This is a genomic window from Flexivirga sp. YIM B11880 (assembly GCF_058148645.1).
The window spans coordinates 39,462-65,317 of record NZ_JBMAMH010000013.1; the positions used below are offsets into that span (position 1 = coordinate 39,462).

The 25,856-nt window shown below is 69.8% G+C and carries 22 protein-coding genes; 13 read left to right on the forward strand and 9 right to left on the reverse strand.

Going from position 1 to position 25,856, the window contains the following annotated elements; all coding sequences use genetic code 11:
• Nucleotides 1-46 precede the first annotated feature (46 nt).
• Nucleotides 47-925 (forward strand): carboxylating nicotinate-nucleotide diphosphorylase, encoded by an 879-nt coding sequence (nadC, locus tag ACN8HC_RS16205; protein ID WP_490075878.1) that lies wholly within the window; start codon nt 47-49, stop codon nt 923-925.
• A gap of 4 nt (nt 926-929) precedes the next feature.
• Here nadC and hemW read toward each other — a convergent pair whose 3' ends face one another.
• Nucleotides 930-2,162 carry a radical SAM family heme chaperone HemW gene (gene hemW, locus ACN8HC_RS16210; RefSeq protein ID WP_490075879.1) on the reverse strand — a complete coding sequence of 411 codons (1,233 nt, stop codon included), beginning with the start codon at nt 2,160-2,162 and terminating at the stop codon, nt 930-932.
• 58 nt (nt 2,163-2,220) lie between these two features.
• Here hemW and ACN8HC_RS16215 point away from each other — a divergent pair, with 58 nt between their 5' ends.
• Nucleotides 2,221-3,204 carry an N-acetylglucosamine kinase gene (locus ACN8HC_RS16215; protein WP_490075880.1) on the forward strand — a complete coding sequence of 328 codons (984 nt, stop codon included), beginning with the start codon at nt 2,221-2,223 and terminating at the stop codon, nt 3,202-3,204.
• A 9-nt stretch (nt 3,205-3,213) separates the two neighbouring features.
• On the opposite strand, the gene ACN8HC_RS16220 is transcribed toward ACN8HC_RS16215, so the two are convergent.
• Nucleotides 3,214-4,314: a YeiH family protein gene (locus ACN8HC_RS16220; protein ID WP_490075881.1), complete on the reverse strand. Its 1,101-nt coding sequence runs from the start codon at nt 4,312-4,314 to the stop codon at nt 3,214-3,216.
• Between the two features lie 70 nt (nt 4,315-4,384).
• On the opposite strand from ACN8HC_RS16220, the gene ACN8HC_RS16225 reads away from it, so the two are divergent.
• The gene (locus ACN8HC_RS16225) at nt 4,385-5,269 is read left to right on the forward strand and encodes a LysR family transcriptional regulator (protein WP_490075882.1); all 885 of its coding nucleotides are present in this window, start codon (nt 4,385-4,387) and stop codon (nt 5,267-5,269) included.
• Between the two features lie 104 nt (nt 5,270-5,373).
• Here the strand turns inward: ACN8HC_RS16225 and ACN8HC_RS16230 are convergent, their stop codons facing one another.
• From ACN8HC_RS16230 to ACN8HC_RS16245, 4 genes are all read right to left on the reverse strand, one after another.
• On the reverse strand, nt 5,374-5,841 hold the full coding sequence (locus ACN8HC_RS16230) for a hotdog fold domain-containing protein (protein WP_490075883.1): 468 nt from the start codon (nt 5,839-5,841) through the stop codon (nt 5,374-5,376).
• A gap of 11 nt (nt 5,842-5,852) precedes the next feature.
• Complete coding sequence (trmB, locus tag ACN8HC_RS16235; protein WP_490075884.1) at nt 5,853-6,644, reverse strand: tRNA (guanosine(46)-N7)-methyltransferase TrmB; 792 nt, start codon at nt 6,642-6,644, stop codon at nt 5,853-5,855.
• Nucleotides 6,645-8,489, reverse strand: a complete 1,845-nt coding sequence (lepA, locus tag ACN8HC_RS16240; RefSeq protein ID WP_490075885.1) for a translation elongation factor 4 — start codon at nt 8,487-8,489, stop codon at nt 6,645-6,647.
• 92 nt (nt 8,490-8,581) lie between these two features.
• Entirely contained in the window at nt 8,582-9,796 is a 1,215-nt protein-coding gene (locus ACN8HC_RS16245) for an MFS transporter (protein ID WP_490075916.1), read from the reverse strand.
• Nucleotides 9,797-10,020: 224 nt separating this feature from the next.
• Here ACN8HC_RS16245 and aceB point away from each other — a divergent pair, with 224 nt between their 5' ends.
• From aceB to ACN8HC_RS16275, 6 genes are all read left to right on the forward strand, one after another.
• The gene (aceB, locus tag ACN8HC_RS16250; protein WP_490075886.1) at nt 10,021-11,622 is read left to right on the forward strand and encodes a malate synthase A; all 1,602 of its coding nucleotides are present in this window, start codon (nt 10,021-10,023) and stop codon (nt 11,620-11,622) included.
• Nucleotides 11,623-11,626: 4 nt separating this feature from the next.
• Complete coding sequence (locus ACN8HC_RS16255) at nt 11,627-13,099, forward strand: FAD-linked oxidase C-terminal domain-containing protein (RefSeq protein WP_490075887.1); 1,473 nt, start codon at nt 11,627-11,629, stop codon at nt 13,097-13,099.
• 4 nt (nt 13,100-13,103) lie between these two features.
• Entirely contained in the window at nt 13,104-14,324 is a 1,221-nt protein-coding gene (locus tag ACN8HC_RS16260) for an FAD-binding oxidoreductase (RefSeq protein WP_490075888.1), read from the forward strand.
• Entirely contained in the window at nt 14,324-15,631 is a 1,308-nt protein-coding gene (locus ACN8HC_RS16265; protein WP_490075889.1) for a (Fe-S)-binding protein, read from the forward strand. Before ACN8HC_RS16260 ends, ACN8HC_RS16265 begins: the two co-directional genes overlap by 1 nt.
• Before the next feature lie 116 nt (nt 15,632-15,747).
• Nucleotides 15,748-17,079: an acyl-CoA dehydrogenase family protein gene (locus ACN8HC_RS16270; protein WP_490075890.1), complete on the forward strand. Its 1,332-nt coding sequence runs from the start codon at nt 15,748-15,750 to the stop codon at nt 17,077-17,079.
• 53 nt (nt 17,080-17,132) lie between these two features.
• Nucleotides 17,133-18,380: an acyl-CoA dehydrogenase family protein gene (locus ACN8HC_RS16275; protein ID WP_490075891.1), complete on the forward strand. Its 1,248-nt coding sequence runs from the start codon at nt 17,133-17,135 to the stop codon at nt 18,378-18,380.
• Nucleotides 18,381-18,393: 13 nt separating this feature from the next.
• On the opposite strand, the gene ACN8HC_RS16280 is transcribed toward ACN8HC_RS16275, so the two are convergent.
• Together ACN8HC_RS16280 and ACN8HC_RS16285 are read right to left on the reverse strand one after the other, a co-directional pair.
• Complete coding sequence (locus tag ACN8HC_RS16280) at nt 18,394-18,540, reverse strand: hypothetical protein (protein ID WP_490075892.1); 147 nt, start codon at nt 18,538-18,540, stop codon at nt 18,394-18,396.
• Between the two features lie 123 nt (nt 18,541-18,663).
• Entirely contained in the window at nt 18,664-19,020 is a 357-nt protein-coding gene (locus ACN8HC_RS16285; protein ID WP_490075893.1) for a GntR family transcriptional regulator, read from the reverse strand.
• Nucleotides 19,021-19,212: 192 nt separating this feature from the next.
• On the opposite strand from ACN8HC_RS16285, the gene ACN8HC_RS16290 reads away from it, so the two are divergent.
• Nucleotides 19,213-20,721: a glycoside hydrolase family 3 N-terminal domain-containing protein gene (locus ACN8HC_RS16290; RefSeq protein WP_490075894.1), complete on the forward strand. Its 1,509-nt coding sequence runs from the start codon at nt 19,213-19,215 to the stop codon at nt 20,719-20,721.
• 9 nt (nt 20,722-20,730) lie between these two features.
• On the opposite strand, the gene ACN8HC_RS16295 is transcribed toward ACN8HC_RS16290, so the two are convergent.
• Nucleotides 20,731-22,122 carry an NAD-dependent malic enzyme gene (locus ACN8HC_RS16295; RefSeq protein ID WP_490075895.1) on the reverse strand — a complete coding sequence of 464 codons (1,392 nt, stop codon included), beginning with the start codon at nt 22,120-22,122 and terminating at the stop codon, nt 20,731-20,733.
• Nucleotides 22,123-22,335: 213 nt separating this feature from the next.
• On the opposite strand from ACN8HC_RS16295, the gene ACN8HC_RS16300 reads away from it, so the two are divergent.
• The 3 genes from ACN8HC_RS16300 to gcl are packed head-to-tail and all read left to right on the forward strand — an operon-like array spanning nt 22,336 to nt 25,845.
• Nucleotides 22,336-23,124 (forward strand): hydroxypyruvate isomerase family protein, encoded by a 789-nt coding sequence (locus ACN8HC_RS16300; protein WP_490075896.1) that lies wholly within the window; start codon nt 22,336-22,338, stop codon nt 23,122-23,124.
• 28 nt (nt 23,125-23,152) lie between these two features.
• Nucleotides 23,153-24,073, forward strand: a complete 921-nt coding sequence (locus ACN8HC_RS16305) for a 2-hydroxy-3-oxopropionate reductase (protein ID WP_490075897.1) — start codon at nt 23,153-23,155, stop codon at nt 24,071-24,073.
• Nucleotides 24,070-25,845, forward strand: a complete 1,776-nt coding sequence (gene gcl / locus ACN8HC_RS16310) for a glyoxylate carboligase (protein WP_490075898.1) — start codon at nt 24,070-24,072, stop codon at nt 25,843-25,845. The genes ACN8HC_RS16305 and gcl overlap by 4 nt, the downstream gene beginning before the upstream one ends.
• The last annotated feature ends 11 nt before the right edge of the window (nt 25,846-25,856 follow it).

Sequence of the window (25,856 nt, forward strand, 5' to 3'; positions counted from 1 at the left end):
GTTTCTCCTCCACTTCGCTCCCCCGAATACTTCGCGGCGACCCCGCATGATCTCCCCAAGCCTCGACCGTGTCGTCCGGACCGCCCTCGAGGAGGATCTCGGCCTCGGTGGCGACCTCACCTCCCGGCTCACCGTGCCCGAGGAGGCGGCCGGGGCGGCATACATCGTCAGCCGGGAAACGGGCGTGCTCTCCGGCGTCGACGCGGCCACCGCAGCGTTCGCCGCCGTCGATCCCGCGCTCGAGGTCGACTGGGCGAAGGCCGCGGGAGACAAGATCGCGCCGGGTGACCTCCTGGCAACGGTCCGTGGCGGGGCCCGCTCGATCCTCTGCGCCGAGCGCACCGCCCTCAACCTGCTCGGTCATCTCACCGGAATCGCTTCCCGGACCAGTGTTTTCGTCGATCTCGTCGATGGCACCAAAGCCCGCATCGTCGACACCCGCAAGACAACGCCCGGACTCCGTGAACTGGAGAAGCAGGCGGTCCTCGACGGCGGCGGCACCAACCACCGCTTCGGCCTGTATGACGCGATCCTGGTCAAGGACAACCACATCGGTTTGGGCGGTGGCCTCGTGGCGGTGCTCGAGCGTCTCGCGAGCAGCTCCGGGCACCTCGTGCGCGTCGAGGTCGAGGTCGACACCACGGAGCAGCTCGACACCCTGCTGGCCTTCGACGCCGCTCGCGTCGCCGCCGGTCAAACGCCGGTCGTGCACGCGGTACTGCTGGACAACATGGAGGCGTGGCAGGTGGCGACCTGCGTCTCCCGCATCCGGCGGCACCCGGCACCACTCGTCGCCGAGGTGTCGGGCGGGGTGACCGAGGAGACCGTCCAGGACCTGGCGCGCGCCGGTGCGGACGCGATCTCGGTCGGCGCGCTCACGCACAGCGTGCGCTGCCACGACTTCGGCCTGGACCTGCGGGTCTGATCCGTCACCAGCCGAGCAGGCGGTGCACCACGGTGTCGGCGAGCAGCCGGCCGGGCAGGGTGAGCCGGGCGGCCGGGCGGTCCTGCCGAATCGCAGCGGTGCCCTCGAGCAGCCCGTCGGCGACGAGGCCGGCGACGGCGGCCCTGCCGGCCTCCTGCAGCTCGTTCAGCGGCAGGCCCTCGGTCAACCGGATGCCGAGCAGGACCTGCTCGTCATACGCCTGGTCCGGGGTGAGGATCTCTCGGCCGGCGCCCGGCGACCTACCCGCCATCACCCGATCGGCATACGGCGCAGGGTGTTTGACGTTCCACCAGCGCACGCCACCGATGTGGCTGTGTGCTCCGGGACCGATGCCCCACCAGTTGTCGCCGCGCCAGTAGAGCTCGTTGTGCCGGCACCGAGCGTCCGGGCGGCGTGCCCAATTGCTGATCTCGTACCACTCGAAACCCGCTATCGAGAAGGCAGATTCGGCTCGTTCGTATTTTGCCGCCTCGTCGTCGTCGTCCGGCATGGTGACCGCACCGCGCCGCACCTGCGCGGCGAGTTTGGTGCCGTCCTCGACGACGAGCGCATAGGCGCTGACGTGATCGGGTTCCAATGCGAGCGCGGCATCGATGCTGCGCTGCCAGTCGTCGACGCTCTCCCCGGGCGTGCCGTAGATCAGATCGACGCTCACCTGCAAGCCGGCTGCCTGCACCGCCCGCACGGCGCGGGCCACGCTCGCCGGGTCGTGCGTGCGCTCCAGGGTCCGGAGCACGTGCGGCGCCGCCGACTGCATGCCCAGGCTGACGCGGGTGAAGCCACTCGCGGCGAGGGTCTCGGCGACGGCATCGTCGACCGTGTCCGGATTGGCCTCGGTCGTGATCTCCGCGCCGGGCTGCAGGCCGAAGCGGTCGGCGACGCCCGACACCATCCGACCGAGATCGGTCACGGGGAGCATGGTCGGCGTCCCGCCGCCCACGAAAATGGTGCTGACGGCCGGCGCCGACGCCCCGAGCACTCTCCGCGCCAGGTCGAGTTCGGCGAGCGCGGCGTCCGCGTACGTCGCGATGCCGGCACCGTGACCACCGAGCTCCGTTGCCGTGTAGGTGTTGAAGTCGCAGTAACCGCAACGGACTCGGCAGAACGGCACGTGCAGATAGATGCCCAGCTCGCGCTCCGGCAGACCGGTCAGTGCCGTGGCCGGCAGCGCACCGTTGACGGGGACGGGTTCACCGTCGGGAAGGGCTGAGGGCACCGCCCCATGGTAAGTGGCCGATCCGTCGCCCTTCCCGGCCGACCGGTATGAATGACCCATGACGCTCTTCCTCACCATCGACGCCGGCGGCACCTCGACCCGCGCCGTCGTGCACGACGCGACCGGCTCCTGCCGCGGCTACGCCGTGGGCCGCGGCGGCAACCCGACGGCGTCGGGCGTGGAAGCCGTTGCCGCGACGATGCGTTCGACGGCCGCGGAGGCACTTCGAAGCGCCGGCGCACAACCCGCTGAGGTCGGCCACGCGCTCGCCGCCATGGCCGGCTCGGTCGTCGGTATGGCGGGCGTCGATCTCGGCCTGCGCGACCTCGGAGTGCCGGTGCCGCTGCGGCTCGGGAGCGACCTGGAGGCCATGTTCTTCGCGGGCACCCCGGCACTGGACGGGACCGCGCTCGTCTCCGGCACCGGCGCCGCCGCCATCGTCGTGCAGAACGGCATCACCGGCGCCCGCAGCGACGGCCGGGGCTGGCTCCTCGGCGATGTCGGCTCGGGCTATTGGATCGCGCGCCGCATCGTGCGCGCCGTGACCGCGGACCTCGACCGACGCGGCCCCCGCACCGCGCTGACCGACGCGCTGCTGGCGGCCGCAGGAGTTGTGGGCGACCGGGCGACCGACAAGGATCTGCTGCTGGACCAACTGGTGTCGATCCTCTACGCCATCCCGACGCCGGGCATCGCACGTTTCGCCCCGCTGGTCTTCGACCTCGAAGACACCGATCCGGTGGCCTGGCAGATCGTGGACGACGCGGCCGAGGGACTCGCCGACACCGTCCTCGCCCTGTGGTCCGCGGACCCGGCCGCGCCGCTCGTCGTCGGTGGCAGCGTGCTCTTCCACCAGGACCAGCTGCGGTGCCGGGTCACCGAGTCGCTGCGGGACAACGACTGGACCGGACCGGTCAGCGTGGTCTCCGACGGCACCGTGGGCGCGATCTGCATGAACCTTCGCGCGGCAGGCGTCGCCGTCGACGAGGGCACGCATGCGCGGATCACCCGGTCGTTGAACGAGATCCGCATGCGGTCCTGAGAACCGGGCTCAGAGAGTGCCGGTGAGCGCCTGCAGACCCAGACTGGCGGTCCCGACGCAGATCCACAGCAGCGCCCCGAGCACGAGCGGCCGGTGTCCGGCCTGGCGCAACTGACCCAGCCGCAGCCCGAGGCCGATGGCCGACAGCGCGACGGTGATGAGGAACGTGCCGAGGAACGTCAGGCCGCCGTGCCACGCGACCGGGATGACCCCCACCGAGTTGAGCGCCGCGGCGGCCAGGAAGCCGATGAGGAACGCCGGCACCACCTTCCGCCAGGGGATCCGCACCTGCTCGCCCTGCTTGGCCGCGTCACGGCGAGCAGTCAGCATGGCCAGGAAGATCACGATCGGGATGATCAGCAACGAACGCGTCAGCTTCACGACGATCGCGTACGGACCTGCCCCGTCGCCGAAACTGTATGCCGCGGCCACCACCGAGGACGTGTCGTTGACGGCCGTGCCGCTCCACAACCCGAACGAGTGGCCCGTCATACCCAACAGGTGCCCGAGGGGAGGAAACAACAGCACCGCAAGGATGTTGAAGGTGAAGATGGTCCCGATCGCATAGGCGACGTTCGACTGCTTCGGCCGTATGACGGCAGTGGTCGCCGCGATCGCCGACGCGCCGCAGATGCCTGTGCCGACCCCGATCAGAGTGGCCAGCTCGGCGTTGATGCCGAGCAGCCGACCCAACAGGAACGCCCCGCCGATCGCGACCGCGAAGGTGCCGAGCATCACCGGCAGCGACCCACCGCCGACCTGGACCACCTTCGCGAGGGACAACCCGGTGCCCAGCACCACGATCGACAACTGCAGGACCGTCGTGCCGGCGAAGCCCACCCCCGGCGCCAGACGATCGCGGCGCAGAGCAGGGACCGACGCGCCGGCGACGATCCCGAGCACGATGCCGAAGACCGGTCCCCCGACCACGGGCAGGTAGTGCCCCAGAGCCGTTGCGACACCGGCGATCACGATCGCGACGGCGAGACCCGGCAGATAGCTGAGGCCGCTCGTGCGGGAGGACGCTCCCCGGGCTGCAGCCGGCTCAGCCGCCGCGCGGCCCTGCTCACTCGACCGGTGCGGTACCGAACTGTTCGCCGAAATCGCCATGCCTACAGCGTCGAACGATCCGGTGCCATGCGGTAGCCGTCAGTTCACCATGCCGATATATCCTCCGAACATGCCCACGACCTGGCCGGACCTCAGCGCCCTGGAACTGCTCGTCGCGGTGGCGGACCACGGGAGCCTGTCGGCCGGCGCCCGCGCTGCCGGCATGGCGCAGCCCAACGCCAGCCGCTCCATCTCCCGGCTCGAGCGCCATCTCGGCATCACTCTGCTGCACCGCTCCACCCACGGTTCGACGCTGACCGACTCAGGGCTCCTGGTCGTCGACTGGGCACGCGCCGTGATCGCTGCAGCGCACGAACTCGTCGAGGGCGCACGGACGCTCGCGTCGGGCACCAGCGAGAAGATCGTCGTCGCGGCCAGCCAGACCGTCGCCGAGCACCTGCTGCCGGCCTGGCTGGGCGCGCTGCGATCGATGCACGAGGGCCTGCGCGTCGAGGTCCATGTCCACAACACCCATGACGTGCTCGACGACCTGCACGAGGGCCGCTGCAACCTGGGTTTCATCGAGGGACCGCGCCCGCCGCGCGGCGTCAACCATCTGGTGGTGGCGCACGACGAGATGGTGCTGGTGGTGCCGCGCGACCATCCGTGGGGTCACCGTCGGCACCCGGTCACCGCCGAAGAACTCCGGCACACCCCGCTCGTCACCCGGGAGGCCGGCTCGGGCACCCGCGTCGCACTCGAGGAGGCCCTCGGCGGACCGGCGCAGCCGGCACTCGAACTGGCGAGCAACGCCGCCGTCCGGGTCAGCGTCGCCTCCGGCACCGCACCCGCGGTGCTCAGCCGCCTCGCCGTGACGGAGGCACTCGCCGTGCGGACCCTGCGGGAGGTGCCCACCACCCTCGACATCCGCCGTGACCTACGCGCGGTGTGGACCGGCCCTCGCCGGCTACGGGGTGTCGCCGCCGACCTGGTGGCCATTGCGACTCGAGACTGATTGCCGAAAGGCTCAGTAAGTCTCGAAAGGCTCAGAACCAGCGGCCGCAGAACCGGCGTGTTTCTGGGCCTCTCGGCAGTTGCTGAGCCTTTCGGTGAGAACGGTCAGGACTTCGCCTCGGTCACCCACAGCGGTATGACGCCGCGCACGACCTCCATGCCGTCGGCCAGCCGGCCGGTGACACGCACGCGCACCTCGTGCGGCGTCGGCTGTTCCCAGTCGGCCGGATCCGTCTCCGCCACGCAGTCGACCGCCGTCGGCACCTTGGCGAGATAGTCGAGCTGAATCCCCTTGGGAATCCATCTGGTTCCCGGTTTCACCGTCGCCTCGGCGAGCAAGCCCATCGCGGCCTCCATCCCGTTGGCCACGGCGATCGCATGGATGGTGCCCAGGTGGTTCTGGACGCCACGCCAGTTGCGGATCCGCACCACGCCGCGATTGGGCGCCATCTGCCGGATCTGCGGCTGCACGGTCGCGAAATACGGTGCACGCCACATGAAGCCGAGACCGAAGAGCTGCCGGCCGAGGGGCCGGGCGGTGAGTCGCTGATAGAGGCGGTACGTGGACGTCATACCGGCCGATGTTACTGGTCAGTACGACCGGCGGCCTGCGCCGTGCCGACGACGTCCCGCACGATCCGGCCGACCGCGAGGCCCTTGCGCTCGAACCGCGTCTGCACCCGGCCCTCGAACCGCGGCGCGAACCCGCCGTGGTCACCACGCGGGTCGACGTCGACGTCACCCGCGTCGGCCAGCCGACCGGCAAACGGGTTCGTGAGTCCCGCGCAACCCTCGACGACGTCCCTGATCTGCCAGGCATAGTCCGCCCAGTCGGTGGCGAGCCGCCAATTACCCTGCGGTTCCAGCAGACCCGCGATCTTGTCGGCGAACTCCGGCTGCACGAGGCGGCGCTTGTGATGCTTCTTCTTCGGCCAGGGGTCGGGGAAGAACGTCCAGACCTCGCGCACGCTCTCCCGACCCAGCATGGTGGGCAGCGCCTGTGCCGCGTCGGCACAGATGAGCCGCACGTTGTCGACGCCCTCGTGCACGCACTTGGCGATCGTCTGGGCCACACCGGGAACCCAGACCTCGATCGCGAGGAAATTCCGGTCCGGGTGCTGCTGCGCGGCATGCACCACGCAGTCGCCGCCGCCGGAACCGATCTCGACCACGAGCGGCGCGCAGCGGCCGAAGGCGGCAGCGACATCGAGCCGGTAGGACGGCTCGACAGTCGTGCCCTCGCCGACCAGCGGCACGTCGAGCAGGTATGCCGGGCCGTGCTCCGCGAGCGCGCGGTGGTGTCGTTCCGCCATCCGGCCGCTGCGACGGGTGAACGACCGCGTCCTGGCCAGATGCGGTGAATCGGCTTGCGGCACTTACTTCTTCGCCTTCTCGGCGCCGGAGTCCTGGGAGAGCGCCGCGATGAACGCCTCCTGCGGGACCTCGACGGAGCCGACCATCTTCATCCGCTTCTTGCCTTCCTTCTGCTTCTCCAGCAGCTTGCGCTTGCGGCTGATGTCACCGCCGTAGCACTTGGCGAGCACGTCCTTGCGGATGGCGCGGATCGTCTCCCGGGCGATCACCCGGGTGCCGATCGCGGCCTGGATCGGCACCTCGAACTGCTGGCGCGGGATCAGCTCCTTGAGCTTGGTCGCCATCATCACGCCATACGAATAGGCCTTCTCGCGGTGCACGATCGTGGAGAACGCGTCGACCTTGTCGCCCTGCAGCAGGACGTCCACCTTGACCAGGTCCGCGTCCTGCTCGCCGTCGGGTTCGTAGTCCAGAGAGGCATATCCGCGCGTCTTCGACTTCAGCGCGTCGAAGAAGTCGAAGACGATCTCGGCGAGCGGCAGGGTGTAGCGCATCTCCACCCGCTCGGGCGAGAGGTAGTCCATGCCGCGCAGCGTCCCGCGCCGCGACTGGCACAGCTCCATGATCGCGCCGATGAACTCGCTCGGCGCGAGGATCGTGCCGCGCACCACCGGCTCGGTGATCGTGGCGACCTTGCCCTCCGGGAACTCGCTGGGGTTGGTCACGGTGACCGTGCGCCCGTCGTCCAGGGTGACCTCGTAGACCACGCTCGGCAGCGTCGAGATCAGGTCAAGGTCGAACTCCCGCTCCAGCCGTTCGCGGACGATCTCCAGGTGGAGCATGCCGAGGAAGCCGACGCGGAAGCCGAACCCGAGCGCCGCGGAGGTCTCGGGCTCGTAGACCAGGGCCGCGTCGTTGAGCTTCAGCTTGTCGAGCGCGTCGCGCAGGACCGGATAGTCCGAGCCGTCGATCGGATAGAGCCCGGAGAAGACCATCGGTTTCGGGTCGCGATAGCCCCCGAGCGGCTCGGTCGCACCGCCGCGCGCGGAGGTGACGGTGTCACCGACCCGCGACTGCCGCACGTCCTTCACACCGGTGATGAGGTAGCCGACCTCGCCGACGCCCAGACCGCCCGCGGGCACCGGCTCCGGTGAGATCACGCCGATCTCGAGCAGCTCGTGGTGTGCTCCGGTCGACATCATCTGGATGCGCTCGCGCGGGTGCAGCGCCCCGTCGACGACCCGCACGTAGGTCACGACGCCGCGGTAGGTGTCGTAGACGGAGTCGAAGATCATCGCGCGGGCCGGCGCGTCGGCGTCGCCGGTCGGCGCCGGGAACTGGCCCACGATCTGGTCCAGCAGCGCCTCGACACCGACGCCGGTCTTGCCGGACACCTGCAACACGTCGCCCGGGTCGCACCCGATCAGTCCGGCGAGCTCCTCGGCATACTTCTCCGGCTGCGCGGCCGGCAGGTCGATCTTGTTGAGCACCGGGATGATGGTGAGGTCGTTCTCCATCGCCAGATAGAGGTTCGCCAGCGTCTGCGCCTCGATGCCCTGGGCGGCGTCGACGAGCAGGACGGCGCCCTCACACGCGGCGAGCGAGCGCGACACCTCATAGGTGAAGTCGACGTGCCCGGGGGTGTCGATCATGTTGAGGCAGTAGGTCGTGTCCTCGACCGCCCACGGCATCCGCACCGCCTGGCTCTTGATCGTGATGCCGCGCTCCCGCTCGATGTCCATGCGGTCGAGGTACTGCGCACGCATGGCGCGCTCGTCGACGACGCCGGTGATCTGCAGCATCCGGTCGGCCAGCGTCGACTTGCCGTGGTCGATGTGCGCGATGATGCAGAAGTTGCGGATCAGGTCCGGCGGGGTGGCGGCGGGCGGCAGCGCCTGACGGGCCATGGGTGACAACGTCGCTTACCTCAGGGGATTGCGGGATCGGGGTGACTGGCTCCAGTCTCCCATGCGGGCGGAGCCGATTCGAACCGGCGAGTTCAGCGCCCGGTCGCCTGCGCGCGCCGGGCGACCAGCGCACTGAGGCCGGCGATGCCGATGCCGCCGACCGCCAGCACGGCGCCGACCCGGCTGGGCCACTCATAGCCCAGGCCGTGCGACAGGACGACCCCGCCCAGCCAGGCGCCGAGCGCGTTGGCGATGTTGAGCGTCGAGTGGTTCAGCGCGGCCGCCAGCGACTGGCCCTCCCGCGCGACGTCCATCAGCCGGGTCTGCAGCAGCGGCACCAGCACCGACGGCAGCATGCCGAGCAGGAACACGCCGAGCACCGCGGTCGCCTTCAGGTGTGCGAGCTCGCCGAACACCGCGAGAAGTATGGCGATCGCGACGAGCGAGGCCACCATCCCGCGGAGCATGCCGTATGCCGCCACGCGTCCGGAAAGCATCGTGCCGGCCGTCATACCCAGGCCGTACACGACGAGGATCAGCGGAACGGCCGCATCGGCGAAACCGGCGAGATGCGTCATCGTCGGGGTGATGTAAGAGAACGTGGCGAACATGCCCCCGAAACCGACCGTGCCGACGCCGAGCGTCAGCCACACCTGCGGCCGGCGCAGCGCGCTCAGTTCGGAGCGGGCCGACGAGGTGGTGTCGGCCGGCTGAGCCGGCACCCAGACCAGCACCGCGGCGGCCGTGACGAGCGCGACCACGGCGACGAAGACGTAAGGCCACTGCCGGCCGAGGTGCTGGCCGAGCAGCGTCGCGAGCGGCACGCCCACCACATTGGCCACGGTGAGGCCCGCGAGCATCATGGCGACGGCCGCCGTGCGGCGGTGCCGCGGCACGAGCGACGCGGCGACGACGGACCCGATGCCGAAGAACGCGCCGTGCGGCAGCCCGCTGACGAAGCGCGCCAGGACGAGCACCGGATAGTTGGGCGAGAGCGCCGAGGCCAGGTTGCCGACGGCGAACGCCGCCATCAGGGCGAGCAGCACCGCCTTGCGCGGGCGCTTCGCGGCGATCGTCGCGACCAGCGGGGCACCCACGACGACGCCGAGCGCGTATGCCGAGACGACGTGCCCGGCGGTCGGGATGCTGATGCCCACGCCGTCGGCGATCTGCGGCAGCAGACCCATCGTGACGAACTCGGTGGTGCCGATCGCGAACCCGCCGAGCGCCAGCGCGAACAGGGCGAGCCGGAGACGCCGGTCGGGCAGATGATCGCCGGAAGCAGCGGGGCGCGCGGCGGTCGACATCTCGGTCACCGTCCCAGGGTTCCCCTCCCCGCCCGTTACTCGCGAGTAGAACCGGCCGGGGGTGACGGGTCTCACGCACCCGGGCCCGTCAGCCCGCCCGGATCTCTTGCGAAATCGACGCGTGGGCAGAAATGATCGTGGGGAGTGGCAACCTGTATGATTCCGCTCAGCGAGCCAGAGATTCCGCCATACGAAAATTTCACACCCACGTGGAGGTTGCACCAATGCCCGACTCGACCATCGCCGAACTTCCGACCGGCGTGACAGTCACGGGTCCGATCAAACCGCGCTATGACGAGATCCTCAGCTCGCCCGCCCTGGAACTCATCGCCGAGCTGCACCGTGCGCTCAACGCACGGCGGCTGGAGGCGCTCGAAGCTCGCAAGCAACGCATCGCCGAGGTGTCCGCCGGCAAGGACCTGGACTTCCTCGAGGAGACCCGCGACATCCGCGAGGACCCGTCCTGGAAGGTCGCCCCGCTCGCCCCGGGCCTGGAGGACCGCCGGGTGGAGATGACCGGGCCTACCGACCGGAAGATGACGATCAACGCCCTCAACTCCGGCGCGAAGGCCTGGCTCGCCGACCAGGAGGACGCCAACACCCCGCTGTGGGAGAACGTCGTCGAAGGACCGCTCAACCTCAAGGACGCGCTCGACGGCACACTGGAGTTCACCAGCCCGGAGGGCAAGGAGTACAAGCCGGTTCCGCCGGAGCAGCAGCCCACGATCATCCTGCGCCCGCGCGGCTGGCACCTTCCGGAGAAGCACATCCTGGTGGACGGCGAGGAGACGTCGGGCTCCCTGGTCGACTTCGCGCTCTACTTCGTCGCCTGTGCCCAGAAGCAGCTGGACCGCGGCAAGGGTCCCTACTTCTATCTGCCGAAGATGGAGAGCCACAAGGAAGCGCGGCTGTGGAACGACGCGTTCAAGCTGGCGCAGGACCGGCTCGGCATCCCGCAGGGCACCATCCGCGCGACCTGCCTGATCGAGACCCTGCCGGCGGCCTTCGAGATGGAGGAGATCCTCTACGAGCTGCGTGACCACTCCTCCGGCCTCAACGCCGGCCGCTGGGACTACCTCTTCTCGGTGATCAAGACCTACCGCACCCGGGGTGCGGATTACATTGTGCCCGACCGCAACTCGGTGACGATGACGGTCCCGATGATGCGCGCCTACACGCAGCTGCTCGTCAACACCTGCCACCGCCGCGGCGCCTCGGCGATCGGCGGTATGGCGGCGTTCATCCCCAGCAAGGACGAGTCGGTCAACAAGGCGGCCTACGAGAAGGTCACCGCCGACAAGTCTCGCGAGGCGGGCGACGGCTTCGACGGCTCCTGGGTCGCCCATCCGGCGATGGTTGACACCTGCAAGGACGTCTTCACCCAGGTGCTCGGCGACCAGCCCAACCAGATCGGCACGGTGCCCCCGGCCGACGTCAAGGCGGCACAGCTCCTCGACGTGAAGTCGACGCCGGGCGAGGTGACCTCCGAGGGCCTGCGCAGCAACATCGACGTCGCGTTGCAATACCTCAAGTCCTGGCTGGAGGGCCGGGGCGCGGTCGGCATCTACAACCTGATGGAGGACGCCGCCACCGCCGAGATCAGCCGCTCACAGATCTGGCAGCAGATCCAGAACGACGTCGTGCTCGCCGACACCGGTGAGACCGTCACGAAGGACATGGTGCTGAAGCTCGTCGACGATGTCATCGCCGGCCTGCCCGGTGAGCCGAGCGACTACGACGACGCGAAGGCCACCTTCCTGGAGGTCGCGGTCGCCGACGACTACGCCGACTTCCTCACCCTCCCGGCCTACGAGCGCATGCCCTGAGCCGATGACGCGGGCCGAGGCACCGATCGCAGCTGTCACCGATCAGCTGCGATCGGTGCTGGCGTCCGGGGCCCTGATCGACGACCCGACCGAGCTGGCCACCTACGACTGTGACGGCCTGCTCCACTACCGGGTCGCCCCGGCGCTGGTCGTCCTCGCCCGGGACGCGCACGACGTACAGACGGCCGTACGCGCCTGCGCCGCGCACGGCGTCCCTTTCGTCGCCCGCGGATCGGGCACCGGTCTGTCCGGCGGTGCACTCCCCCACGCCGACGGCGTGCTCATCGTGATGAGCGGATTTCGAACCATCCGAGAGGTTTCCGCGCGCGACCAGCGCGCCGTCGTCGATCCCGGCGTCGTCAACCTCGACGTCTCGGCACGCACCCGCCCGGAGGGCTACTACTTCGCCCCGGATCCCTCCAGCCAGCAGGTGTGCAGCATCGGCGGCAACGTCGCGGAGAACTCCGGCGGAGCGCACTGCCTCAAATACGGCTTCACCACGACGCACGTCCTCGCGGCCGACGTCGTGCTGCCCGACGGCGAACAGACCACGCTCGGCACCGTCGCGCCGGACGCTCCCGGGTATGACGTGCTCGGCGCCTTCGTCGGGTCCGAGGGCACGCTCGGCATCGCGACACGGGTCACCGTCCGGCTGACGCGGACTGCTGCAGCGGTGGAGACCTTCCTCGCCGGCTTCGCGGACACCGACTCCGCCGGCGCCGCGGTCTCGGCGATCATCGGCGCCGGCATCGTGCCTGCGGCAATCGAGATGATGGACGCCCTGGCCATCGAGGCCGCCGAGGCCGCAGTCGCCTGCAACTACCCGGCGGGCGCGGGAGCGGTGCTCGTGGTCGAGCTGGACGGTCCGTCGCACGAGGTGGCGGTGGAGTTGGCCGCGGCAGAGGCACACTGCCGCGAGGCCGGCGCGTTCGAGATCCGTGTCGCGGCGAACGACGAGGAACGCCAAGCGATCTGGCGCGGGCGCAAGTCGGCGTTCGCGGCGGTCGGCCGGATCAGCCCGGACTACATCGTGCAGGACGGAGTCATCCCACGCACCGCACTGCCGGAGGTGCTGCGGTCCATGACGGCGCTCGCGCAGGAGCGGGGGGTACGCGTCGCCAACGTGTTCCACGCGGGCGACGGCAACCTGCATCCCCTCGTACTGTTCGACGAGCGGGTGCCCGGCCAGGCCGACGCGGCGGAGGAGACGTCCGGCGCCATACTCGACCTGTGCCTGGCGCACGGCGGCTCGATCACCGGCGAGCACGGCGTCGGCGCCGACAAGGCCAAGCACATGCCCAAGATGTTCACCGCGGAGGACCTCGACACGATGCAACGGGTGCGCTGTGCCTTCGACCCGACGGGAATCTCCAATCCGGGCAAGGTGTTTCCCACTCCGCGCCTGTGCGGCGAGGTGCCCGGCAAACGCACTGCCGCGCACCCCGTGCAGACCGCGGGCCTCGGCGAGGTCTTCTGAGCCGATGGACCTGATCTCGGCACTGCAGGAGCTGGGCGTCGATGCGCGGCGCGGTACGGCCGACGACGCGGTCGACGGCAATACCCCGGCGTCCGTCGCCCGGCCGGCCGGCACCGAGCAGGTCGCGGCGACCATGCGGGCGGCCCATGCGGCCGGAGCGGTCACCGTCGTGCGTGGGCACGGCACCAAGCTGACCTTCGGCGCTGCCGGTGTCGCGCCCGAGCTGGTGCTCGACCTCAGCGCCTGCGACCGGCTGCTCGAACACCAGCCGGGTGACCTCATCGTCCGCGTCGAGGCCGGTATGCCGCTCGCCTCGTTGCAGGACGCCCTGCGCGACAGCGCGCAACGCCTCGGCATCGACGAGCCGGTGCCGGGCAGCACCGTCGGCGGGGTGATCGCCACCAACACCAGCGGTCCCCGACGGCTGCATACCGGCACCGCACGTGACCTGCTGATCGGAGCGACCGTCGTGCTCTCGGACGGCACCGTCGCACACTCCGGTGGCAAGGTGGTCAAGAACGTCGCCGGCTACGACCTCGGCAAATTGATGGTCGGCTCGTTCGGCACCCTGGCGGTCATCACCGAGGCGACCTTCCGGCTGCACCCGGTCCCGGCACGCGCCGCCTGGGTGTCGGCCGGCGTCGAGCCGGACGCCCTCGAGCCGCTGCTGGCGCGGCTGTGCCACTCACAGCTGGCGCCTTCCGCGCTCGAAGTCGACTGGCCGCCGGGCGGTTGCGCGACCGTCGCGATCCTCCTGGAAGGCACCGCCGACGGTGTGCGGGACCGCGTCGACGCAGCCCGCGGCGAGTTCGGGACGCCCTCATCGGTCCACGACGACCTCGACTGGCCGTGGCAGCTGCCGGCTGCCACGGACGCTTCCGACACCTGCCTGAAGCTCAGCTGCAGCCTCGGCGCCGTCGCCGAACTCGCGGCTCGCGCAAACGAACTCGGCCTGCACGTGCGCGGCGCTGCCGGCACAGGAGTGCTCTATGCCGCTGTCCCGGACCCGACCACGGCGAGTGACCTCAGTGAGCTGTTGCGCATTCTCCGCCCGCTGGCCGCCCAGCACGGCGGTGCGGTGGTAGTGCTCACCGCACCCCTCGAGATCCGCCGCTCGGTGGACGTGTGGGGTCCGGTCAACGGGCTGTCGGTGATGCAGCGACTGAAGCGGGAGTTCGATCCGGGGCGGCTGCTCGCGCCCGGCCGATTCGTGGGAGACATCTGATGCCAGGCGCTTTCGACACCCACCACCCTCCGTCGCAGGAGCTGATCGCCGACTGCGTGCACTGCGGCTTCTGCCTGCCGACCTGCCCGACCTACCAGCTGTGGGGCGAGGAGATGGACTCACCGCGCGGCCGCATCCATTTGATGCAGGCCGGCCTCGAGGGCAGCCCGATGACCGACCAGATGGTCGAGCACTTCGATGCGTGCCTGGGCTGTATGGCGTGTGTGACCGCCTGCCCGAGCGGCGTGCAGTACGACCGGCTGATCGAGCAGACCCGGGCCCAGGTGGAGCGGCGCCACGAGCGCTCGAAGTCCGAAAAAGCGCTTCGGGCAACGATCTTCAGCCTGTTCCCCTACCCGGACCGGCTGCACAAGCTGCGGGGACCACTCCGGGTCTCGCAGCGGCTGGGCCTGGACCGTGCGTTGCGGCGCACCCGCCTGCTCGACCGTTTCCTCCCCGGGCTGGCCGCGATGGAACGCCTCACCCCGCCGCTCGGCACACCGGAGAAGCTCCCTGTGGAGCTACCGGCGGCAGGCGGACAGCGGGCGGTCGTCGCGATGCTCACCGGCTGCGTGCAGGACGTGTTCTTCTCGGAGGTCAACGCCGCGACCGCGCGCGTGCTCGCTGCCGAGGGATGCCGGGTCGTCATACCTCCGCACCAGGGCTGCTGCGGCGCCCTGAGCAGCCACTCCGGCCGCGAGCCGGAGGCACAGCGCTTCGCCCGGTCGACGATCACGACGTTCGACGCCGGCACGGCGGTGGACGCGGTCGTCACCAACGCGGCGGGCTGTGGCAGTGCGATGAAGGACTACGGCGAGCTCTTCGCGGGCGAGAATGACGCAGCGACAAGCGAATCCGCGACTATGTTCGCCAGCACGGTGCGGGACCTGAGCGAGGTCCTGGCCGAGTTGGGCACCGTCGCCGAGCGCCATCCCCTCCCGTTGAAGATCGCCTATCACGACGCCTGTCACCTCGGTCACGCGCAAGGTGTGCGCTCGCAGCCGCGCCAGCTGCTCCGGGAGATCCCGGGCGTCGAACTCGTCGAGATCGCCGACGCCGCGATCTGCTGCGGGTCGGCCGGGGTCTACAACATCCTCCATCCGGAGACCGCTGCCGAGCTCGGGGAGGCGAAGGCACGCAACATTCTGGCGACCGGCGCCGACCTCATCGTGACGGCCAATCCCGGCTGCCTGATGCAGATCGCGACCGCGCTGGACCGACTCGGCAGACCGATTCCCATGGCGCACACCGCAACTGTGCTGGACGCGTCGATCCGCGGCCTGTCGGTCGAGGATCTGCTGCACTGACGTCGGGGTTTGCGGCGCGTCCGCACTGTTCCGCTTTGTTTCCGGTACCGTAAGTTACAAGAACACTGCCGGAGCACGGCTCACCGCACCGTGCCGTCACGTCCTGGAGGGGCACCATGAGCGATCCGCACGCCAAGCCGAGTCTCGCCGAACGTAGCCAGTCGCTGGGCATGCGGCTCATCACCCGCGCCGGCGGCCTGGACGCGATGAAGAATCCCGCGCTGCGCGCGAGGGCCGAGAAGGTCCTCTACCGGGGAGCACGACAGGGCTTCAAGGCGCAGGTCACCGCGAGCCGGGTGTTCAGTGCCCGCCCCGGCTCCGGCGCGCCGACCCGCAGCAAGCCGGCCCGGCCGCGGGCCCAGTTCGACCTGACCCCGACCGACGATCAGCAGATGATCCGCGACGCGGCCCGCGAGCTCGCCGACGAGGTGCTGCGTCCCGCCGGATCGCAGGCCGACGCCGACCGACAAGCTCCTCCGGAGCTGCGCGAGCAGGCGGCCCAGATGGGCATGGCGCTGCTCGGCGTCCCCCCGGAGCTCGGCGGCGTCGCCGAGGAGGCGTCCGCCGTGACGAGCGCCCTCGTCCTGGAGGAGCTCGCCCGTGGTGACATGGGCCTGACCGTGGCGGTCATGGCGCCCGCCGCAGTCGCGAACTGCCTTGTCAACTACGGCGACTCGGCACATCAGGAGACCTACTTGCCGGCGTTCACCGACGACGAGCATCCCGCGACCGGGGCGCTGGCGCTGATGGAACCGCAGCCCCTCTTCGATCCGGCAGCGCCGCGCACGACAGGACGTCGCGACGGTGACACGGTCGTGCTCGAAGGCCGCAAGGCGCTCGTCCCGGGCGCCGCGGACGCCGATCTCTTCATCGCCTCCGCCCTGGTCGACGACGAGCCGCGGCTGGTCATCGTGCCATCCGGGACCGACGGAGTGACCGTGTCGGACGACCCCGCCATGGGCATCCGGGCGGCGCACACCGGCACGCTGCACCTCGACCAGGTGCGCGTGCCGGTCGCCAATCTGCTCGGCAGCACCGCCGACCACACCGACGCCGTCGCGCGTGCTCGGCTGGCGTGGGCGGCCGCCGCGGTAGGTACCGCGCAGGCGGTGCTCGACCAGGTCACGATCTACACGAAGGAACGCACGGCCTTCGGCGAGCCGATCGCCCATCGGCAGGCCGTCGCCTTCACGGTCGCCGACATCGCCATCGAACTGGACGGCCTCCGGCTGGTCGTATGGCGAGCCGCTTCTCGCCTGGACCGCGGACTCGACGCGACCGAGCAGATCGCCCATGCCCGTGTGCTCACCGAGAAGCACTGTGCCCGGATCGGTTCGGACGGTGTGCAACTGCTCGGTGGCCACGGCTTCGTCAAGGAGTTCGACAACGAACGGTGGTATCGCGACCTCCGAGGCGCCGGCCTGATGGAGGGCGTGCTCATGCTCTGAGTCGGCGTTGCTCGCCATACCGAAGATCCCTCTGCAACAAAGGATGACGCATCATGATCGATCTCGAGGTTCCGAGGAAGTTCGTGCCGCTGGTCAGGCAGGCGGCCGGTCTCGCCGACGAGGTGTTCCGGCCGATCAGTCGCAAGTACGACCTGGCTGAGCACGACTACCCGCACGAACTGGATCTGATGTCCGCCGTCATCGACGGCTTCTCGGACTCCGGCGCCGGGCAAGGTGCGGGTGCGCGGACGACGAGCGGCGGGTCCACCGAGCCGGCCGGCGTCGGCGCCGGTTCGCGCGGGCCGAAACAGCCGGGCGGCAACGTCAACGGCTCCAATCTGTCCTCGGTGCTGTCGATCATGCAGACCTGCCGCGGCGATGTGGGTCTGACGCTCTCACTCCCCCGTCAGGGTCTCGGCAACGCTGCCATCGCGGCCGTCGCCAACGACGAGCAGAGGGCCCGCTACGGCACGAAGTGGGCCGCCATGGCGATCACCGAGCCCGACACCGGCTCCGACTCGGGCGCCATCCGGACCACCGCGGTGAAGGACGGAGACCACTACGTCCTGAACGGCGAGAAGATCTTCGTCACCAGCGGCGAGCGCGCCGAACTCGTCGTGGTCTGGGCAACCCTGGACCGGTCGCTCGGGAAGCAGGCGATCAAGTCCTTCGTGGTGCGGCGCGACAACCCGGGCCTGCGGCTGGTCCGGCTGGAACACAAGCTGGGTATCCGCGCGTCCGACACGGCGGCGTTCACCCTTGACAACTGCCGGGTGCCGGCGGAGGACTTGCTCGGCGATCCCGAGATCCGCACCGAGAGCGGCTTCGGTGGCGCGATGCAGACCTTCGACAACACCCGGCCACTGGTGGCCGCCATGGCCGTCGGCCTGACGCGCGCGAGCCTCGACCTCGCCACCGAACTGCTGAAAAAGGCTGGCGTCACGGCAGATCCGAGTGCGCCGGCAAATGCCCAGTCGTATGCCGGCGCCCGGATGCTGCAGCTGGAGGCGGAGTACGAGGCGGCATACCTGCTGACCCTGCGCGCCGCGTGGATGGCTGACAACGGCAAGCCCAACTCGATGCAGGCGTCGATGGCGAAGGCGAAAGCCGGGCGCACCTGCGTGGAGGTCGCGCTGGACTGTGTAGCGCTGTGCGGGGCAGCCGGTTACGCCGAGACCGAGCTACTGGAGAAGTGGGCGCGCGACGCCAAGATCCTGGACATCTTCGAGGGCACCCAGCAGATCCAGCTGCTCGTCGTGGCCCGACGTCTGCTCCAGCTCAGCTCCAGCGAATTGAAGTGAGCCGCAATCCGATTCAGCGGCCGGAGTGGGCGCGCTGCATCGCCATGACCAGGTCGTCGCGCGCGCTCTGCGTCGACGCGTTGTCGATCGCCTGCAGCAGTGCCCGCCGACTGCGAGCGGACTCACGGTGGTTGCGGATGGCGCGGGCGAGCGAGGTCATGCTGAGGTCTCCTTGGCAGATTTTTCGATAACGAACATTTCGCTACCGAAATTTTACTGCCGGCCGACCGGCGTTGCCAATCATCCCGGGGTGATGTCACACACACCCCGAATCTCTTTGCCGTCAGGCGTTGTCCAGTGCTGCGCGCACCATGCGCACGAGTTCATCGGCATCCAGGCCGAGCCGATGGACACGCGTCGCGAAGTCGGCCGCGGCAGCCGCGGCGAGCTGTCTGGTGGCGTCCCTCCCGGCGGCGACCTGGGTGCCGGCCCGGCCCTTCGCCTCCACGACCCCCGCAGCCTCCAACTCGGTGTATGCCTTCGCGACCGTGCCCGGCGCGATGCCCAGCTCGGCGGCGAGGCCACGCACCGACGGCAACCGCGTCCCGACAGTCAGCTCGCCGGTCTCGATCCGCGCCACGATGTCGTCGCAGATCTGCTGATAGGGCGGCACCGCGGATGCCGGATCGATGCTGATCATCCGCTCATCGAAGCGGGTTTCGCACGACGGCGGAAGGCCCGACTCGTGATCCCGTCGCGCACGTGAACGACTGCGGAGGCCTCATGGCGGCCTCCACGGTGGTTACGCTGCCGGTCGTGATCGTCTTCGTGCTCGCCCAGCGGCGTCCGGCTGCCGGCCCCGTGTCGGGAGCCGTGAAATGAGCGCCGTCACATGAGTGCCGACCCCACCGTTGACCGGCTGATCCATGCGGTGCTCCAGCCGGGCTTCGCGGGACTTCAGGCACCGCCGCGCTGGCTGGAGACGGCGATCGAGCGGGGGCTCGGCGGCGTCGTCTACTTCCGACACAACATCGGGGACGTGCGGACCACGCGCGGCCTGTCCGACCGGTTGCACGATCTCGGCGAGGTGCTCATCGCGACCGACGAGGAGGGCGGCATCGTGAGCCGGCTCGGTGTGCGCGCCGGTTCGCCGCACGTCGGCGCAGCGATGCTCGGTCGGGCGGATGACGTCGATGCGACGCGTGCGGTCGGTATGGCGATCGGTGCCGACCTCCGCGAGTCGGGCATCGACATCGACCTCGCCCCGGTCGTCGACGTCAACAGCAACCCGCGCAATCCCGTGATCGGCGTGCGATCCTTCGGTGCCACCACGGAATTGGTGTCCAGGCATGCGGTCGCGTATGCCGAGGGCGTGCAGCGCACCGGCGTCGCCGCGACCGCGAAGCACTTTCCCGGCCACGGCGACACCGCGGTCGACTCCCACGTCGGACTGCCGCGTGTCGACGCCTCGCTCGATGAGCTCCGGGCCCGCGAACTCGCCCCGTTCGCGGCCGTCGTCGCAGCCGGCGTCAGAGCGGTCATGACGGCACACGTGATCGTTCGGGCCATCGACCCGCTGCGGCCGGCGACGATCAGCGCGGCCGCCTTGTCGGTGCTGCGCGACGACCTCGGCTTCGACGGCGTGATCATGACCGATGCGCTCGACATGGGCGCGATCACCGACAGCATCGGACTGGGCGAGGGCTGCGTCCGGGCACTTCTTGCCGGAGCCGACCTGCTCGGTCTGGGCAACCCCGTGCTCGGGGCGGACAGCCCGGACAAGGACGAGCGGGTGTTCGCCGAGGCACACGCCGCCGTCCTCGCTGCGGTGCGCGACGGCCGACTGCCGATCGAGCGGCTCGAGGACGCGGCTCGGCGCGTCGGCGAGCTGCGCCGGTGGCGGCGCAGCCGGCCGGCTGCTCACGAGCCGGCCGACAAGGCGGCCGACGCCGTTGTCGCCCGGCGCGCGCTGGCCCACCGCGGCCCGATCTCCGTGCCGGCCGGTCCGCTGCGGATCCTCGACGTGCGGCGCCGGCGCAACGTCGCGGCGGGCGCGCTGCCCACGACGACGGTGCAGGCGATCCTGGACCGGGCACCGGGGTCGACGCTGACCTCCGCTTTCCTGCTGCCCGATGCCGTCGAAGGACACGCGGATGCGGACGGCGGCTCGCCACGCACCGACCTGCCGGTGGCGGATGTCGTCGTTGCCGGCTCGCCCGGGCACGATCCCGTCGAGGACGAGCAGCGGCGAAAGGCGTTGCACGCCAACCCGGACGCGCTCCTCGTGGTCATGGGCTACGCCCAGGGCGACGAGGAGCTGGACGGCGCTCGCCGGGTCATCTGGACCTTCGGCGACAGCCTGCCGACCGCGCGAGCCGTGGCCGACCTGCTGTCCCGCTGACGGGCTACGTCAGGCGCGCTGCTGCTCGACGGTGCGACGCACCGCCTCGGCGACGGCCGGCGCGACGTGCGGGTCGAAGACGCTCGGCACGATGTAGCTGGCGTTGAGCTCGCCCGCTGACACCGAGTCCGCGATCGCCCGAGCCGCCGCCACGAGCAGTTCGGTGCTGATCTCGTTGGCTGCCGCGTCGAGCAGACCCCGGAACAATCCCGGGAAGGCCAGCACGTTGTTGATCTGATTCGGGAAGTCGCTGCGGCCGGTGGCGACGACGGCAGCGTGCTTGGCGGCTTCGGCCGCCGGCACCTCAGGGTCCGGATTGGCCAGCGCGAAGACGATCGCGTCGTCGGCCATCCGGGCGATGTCCTTCTCGCCCAGGATGTTCGGGCCCGACACGCCGATGAAGACGTCGGCGTCGGCCAGCACTTCCGCCAGCGAGCCGCTGACTCCACGGGGATTGGTGTTCTGCGCGATCCACTGCCGGTGTTCGTCGTCGTAGCTCACGCCGGAGTGGATGGCACCGGAGCGTCCGGCCGCGACGATGTCCGAGGCGCCCTGCGCGGTCAGCAGCTGGATGATGGCGTGCCCGGCGGCGCCGACGCCGGAGACGACGATGCGCACGTCCTCGATCTTCTTGTCCACCACACGTAACGCGTTGATCAGCGCGGCGAGCACCACGATGGCGGTGCCGTGCTGGTCGTCGTGGAAGACCGGGATGTCCAGCTCGTCGCGCAGCCGGCGCTCGATCTCGAAGCAGCGCGGCGCCGCGATGTCCTCCAGGTTGACCCCGCCGTAGACCGGCGCGAGCGCCTTGACGATGGAGATGATCTCCTCGGTGTCCTTGGTGTCCAGGCAGACCGGCCAGGCGTCGACGTTCGCGAACTGCTTGAACAGCGCCGCCTTGCCCTCCATGACCGGCAGCGCGGCCTCCGGCCCGATGTCGCCGAGGCCCAGCACGGCGGTGCCGTCGGTCACCACCGCGACGGTGTTGCGCTTGACGGTCAGCCGGCGCGCGTCGTCCTTGTTGGCGGCGATAGCGAGGCACACGCGGGCAACACCCGGGGTGTAGGCACGGGACAGGTCGTCGCGGGTCCGCAACTCGACCTTCGGTTCGACCGACAGCTTGCCGCCCAGATGCATCAGGAAGGTGCGGTCGCTGACCTTGCGGACGTCGTATCCGCCTGCAGAGACGAGTGATTCGCGGATCCGGGCGGCGTGGTCCTCGTCGGCCGTGTCACAGGTCACGTCCACGACCAGACCCTGGGGGGTCGACTCGGTGACGTCCAGTGCGGTGACCGAGGCCCCGGTCGCCGCGACCGCCGACGCGAGGTCGGTCGCAGTGCGCTGGCCGGGGGTGAGCCCGACGCGAAGAGTCACCGAGTAACCGGGGCTGGTGTGGGTCATGAGAGTTCTCCGATCTGGCGGGCGGCGCGCCCACCCCGCTGGATTTCCGTCGAAGTATGCCGCATCCGCGGCCCTCCGGTCCCGTGTCGTGCCGGTCCGTGGACCCCCTTGACGGGAGCGGTCCTATCTTGGCAGACTTTCGCCATACAACATTTAGATTCCACGATTCGAAACTTTGCGATTCGGACTTCAACGACCGAGGGACTGACCCGGATGACCCGCTACACCGTCAACGCCTCCATCCTGCTGACCGACCTGCCCATCCTGCAGCGGCCGGCCGCCGCACGTGCCGCCGGCTTCGATGCCGTCGAGTTCTGGTGGCCCTGGCCGCAGAATGCAACCCCCTCCGCCGCGGAGGTCGACGAATTCGTCGCCGCCGTCGAGGATGCCGATGTCCAGCTGACCGGCCTGAACTTCTTCGCGGGAGACATGCCCGCCGGCGAGCGCGGTGTGGTCAACAACCCGGAGCGCCAGGACGAGTTCCGCGCCAACGTCGCGGTCGTGGTGGAGATCGGCAAGCGGCTGGGCTGCAAGCACTTCAACGCGCTCTACGGGCTGCACGCCGACGGCCGTGACGCGGAGGTCGAAGCGGCCACCGCACGCGAGAACCTGACGTATGCCGCACGGGCGGTCGCCGAGATCGGCGGCACCGTCCTGCTCGAGCCGGTCTCGGGTGCCGAGGCCTACCCGTTGAAGACGGCCGCCGACGCGCTCGCCGTCATCGACTCCCTCGACGTCGACAACGTCCGCCTGCTCGCCGACTACTACCACCTGGTGGTCAACGGCGACGATGTCGCGAAGGTCGTCGCCAATCACGCCAAGGACTTCGGCCACATCCAGATCGCCGACGCACCGGGCCGCGGGGCACCGGGCACCGGGGAGCTGCCGCTGCAGGAGTGGATCGTCGCCGCCCAGCAGGGCGGCTACGACGGGCCGATCGGGCTCGAATACCTCGCCGGCGACAGCGATCCCTTCGCCTGGCACCCAGCCGAAACTGCCTGACCGCCATACGTCTTCCAAGGAGCCATTCATGAGCAACACCACTTCAGTCGCCGTCATCGGCCTTGGCATCATGGGCGCGCCCATGGCGGCCAACCTCGTCAAGGCGGGTTACCAGGTCACCGGCTACAACCGCAGCCAGGGGCCGATCGACAAGCTCGTCGCCGCCGGCGGCAAGGGCGCGTCCTCCATCGCCGAGGCGGTGCGTGAGGCGGACGTCATCATCACGATGGTGCCCGACTCCCCCGACGTCGCCGCCGTGGCGCGGGGCACCGAAGACGAGGCCGGCCTGATCGCCTCCGCCAAGAAGGGCGCGATCTGGGTCGACTGCTCGACGATCCGTCCCGACGTCGCCCGCGAGGTCGCCGAAGATGCGAAGGCCGCCGGCCTGAAGCCGCTCGACGGCCCGGTGTCCGGTGGCGAGGCCGGTGCGATCGAGGGCAACCTGTCGATCATGGTCGGCGGCGACGCCGCTGACCTGGAGGCCGTGCGCCCGGTCCTGGAGACCGTCGGCAGCACCGTGGTCCACGTCGGCCCGAGTGGCTCCGGTCAGACGGTCAAGGCCGCCAACCAGCTGATCGTGGCTGGCACGATCGAGCTGGTCGCGGAAGCGCTGGTCTTCCTGGAGGCGTATGACGTCGACACGACGGCAGCCGTCGAGGTGCTCGCCGGCGGACTCGCCGGCAACCGGATCCTGGACCGCAAGGCCGCCTCGATGATCAAGCGCGAGTTCCAGCCCGGCTTCCGCATCGACCTGCACCACAAGGACATGGGCATCGTCCTGGACTCGGCCCGTGCGGCCGGCGTCGCGATCCCGCTCGGCAGCCAGACCGCCCAGCTCGTGCAGGACCTCCGCAACCTGGGCCACGGCGGCCTCGACCACTCCGCGCTGCTGCTCCTGGTCGAGCAGCTGTCGGGCCGCAGCAACACGAACGAAAGTGACGCGAAATGACCCGCATGCAGGCAGTGGACGCAGCCGTCCTGATCATGGAGAAGGAAGGCGCGACACAGACTTTCGGCCTTCCCGGTGCGGCGATCAACCCGCTCTACGCCGCGATGCGCCGGCACGGTGGCATGCAGCACGTGCTCGCCCGCCACGTCGAGGCGGCCTCGCACATGGCCGAGGGCTTCACCCGGGCGGCGCCCGGCAACATCGGCGTCTGCCTCGGCACCTCAGGGCCGGCCGGCACCGACATGATCACCGGTCTCTACTCGGCGTCCGCCGATTCGATCCCGATCCTGGCGATCACCGGTCAGGCGCCCATCGCGAAGCTGGACAAGGAAGACTTCCAGGCCGTCGACATCGCGTCCATCGCGGCACCGGTCACCAAGTGGGCCGTCACGGTGAAGGAAGCGGCCCAGGTGCCGGGCACCTTCGCCAAGGCGTTCTGGCTGATGCGCGAGGGCCGACCGGGTCCGGTGCTGATCGACCTGCCGATCGACGTCCAGCAGGCCGAGATCGACTTCGACATCGAGACCTACGAGCCGTTGCCGGTCGTCCGCCCGGCGGCCACGCAGGCGCAGGTCGCCAAGGTCTTCGACCTGCTGCTGGCGGCCGAGCGTCCGGTGATCGTCGCCGGCGGTGGCGTCCTCAACGCGGATGCTCCCGACAAGCTGGTCGAAGCTGCCGAGCTGCTCGGCATACCGGTGATCCCCACCCTGATGGGCTGGGGCATCATCCCGGACGACCACCCGCTGCACGCCGGCATGGTCGGCATCCAGACCGCGCACCGCTACGGCAACGAGACGCTGTTGGCGTCCGACTTCGTGCTCGGCGTCGGCAACCGGTGGGCCAACCGGCACACGGGCGCACTCGACGTCTACACCAAGGGCCGGAAGTTCGTCCACGTCGACATCGAGCCCACGCAGATCGGCCGGGTCTTCGCACCCGACTACGGTGTGGTGTCCGACGCCGGCGCGTTCCTCGACGCGTTCCTCGCCGAGGCGCGGCGTCGCAAGGCCGACGGTCCGCTTCCCGACTACGACGTGTGGGCCAAGGACTGCCAGCAGCGCAAGGCCACCCTGCAGCGCAAGACGCACTTCGACAACGTGCCGATCAAACCGCAGCGCGTCTACGAGGCGATGAACGCGGCTTTCAGCCGGGACACCGTCTACGTCTCGACGATCGGCCTGTCGCAGATCGCCGGCGCCCAGCTGCTGCACGTCTTCGGCCCGCGTCGCTGGATCAACTGCGGGCAGGCCGGCCCGCTGGGCTGGACCCTGCCTGCCGCCCTCGGCGTGGCGACCGCGGAACCGGACAAGCCGGTTGTCGCGCTCTCCGGTGACTACGACTTCCAGTTCCTCATCGAGGAGCTGGCCGTCGGTGCGCAGCACAACATCGGTTACGTCCACGTGCTGGTGAACAACTCCTACCTCGGACTGATCCGTCAGTCGCAGCGTGCGTTCGACATGGACTACTACGTGTCGCTCGCCTTCGAGAACATCAACTCCCCGGAGCTCGAGGGGTATGGCGTCGACCACCTCAAGGTGGTCGAAGGGTTGGGCTGCAAGGCGATTCGGGTCCACAACCCGGACGACCTGGAGCCGGCGCTGCGCAAGGCGAGCGCGATGGCCGAGGAGCTGAAGGTGCCTGTCGTGGTCGAGGTCATCCTCGAACGCGTCACTAATATCTCCATGGGCGCCAGCATCGACGCGGTCACCGAGTTCGAAGAGGTCGCGGAGTCCGCCGGCGACGCGCCCACCGCCATCCTGCCGATCGGCTGATCGGTAGTCCG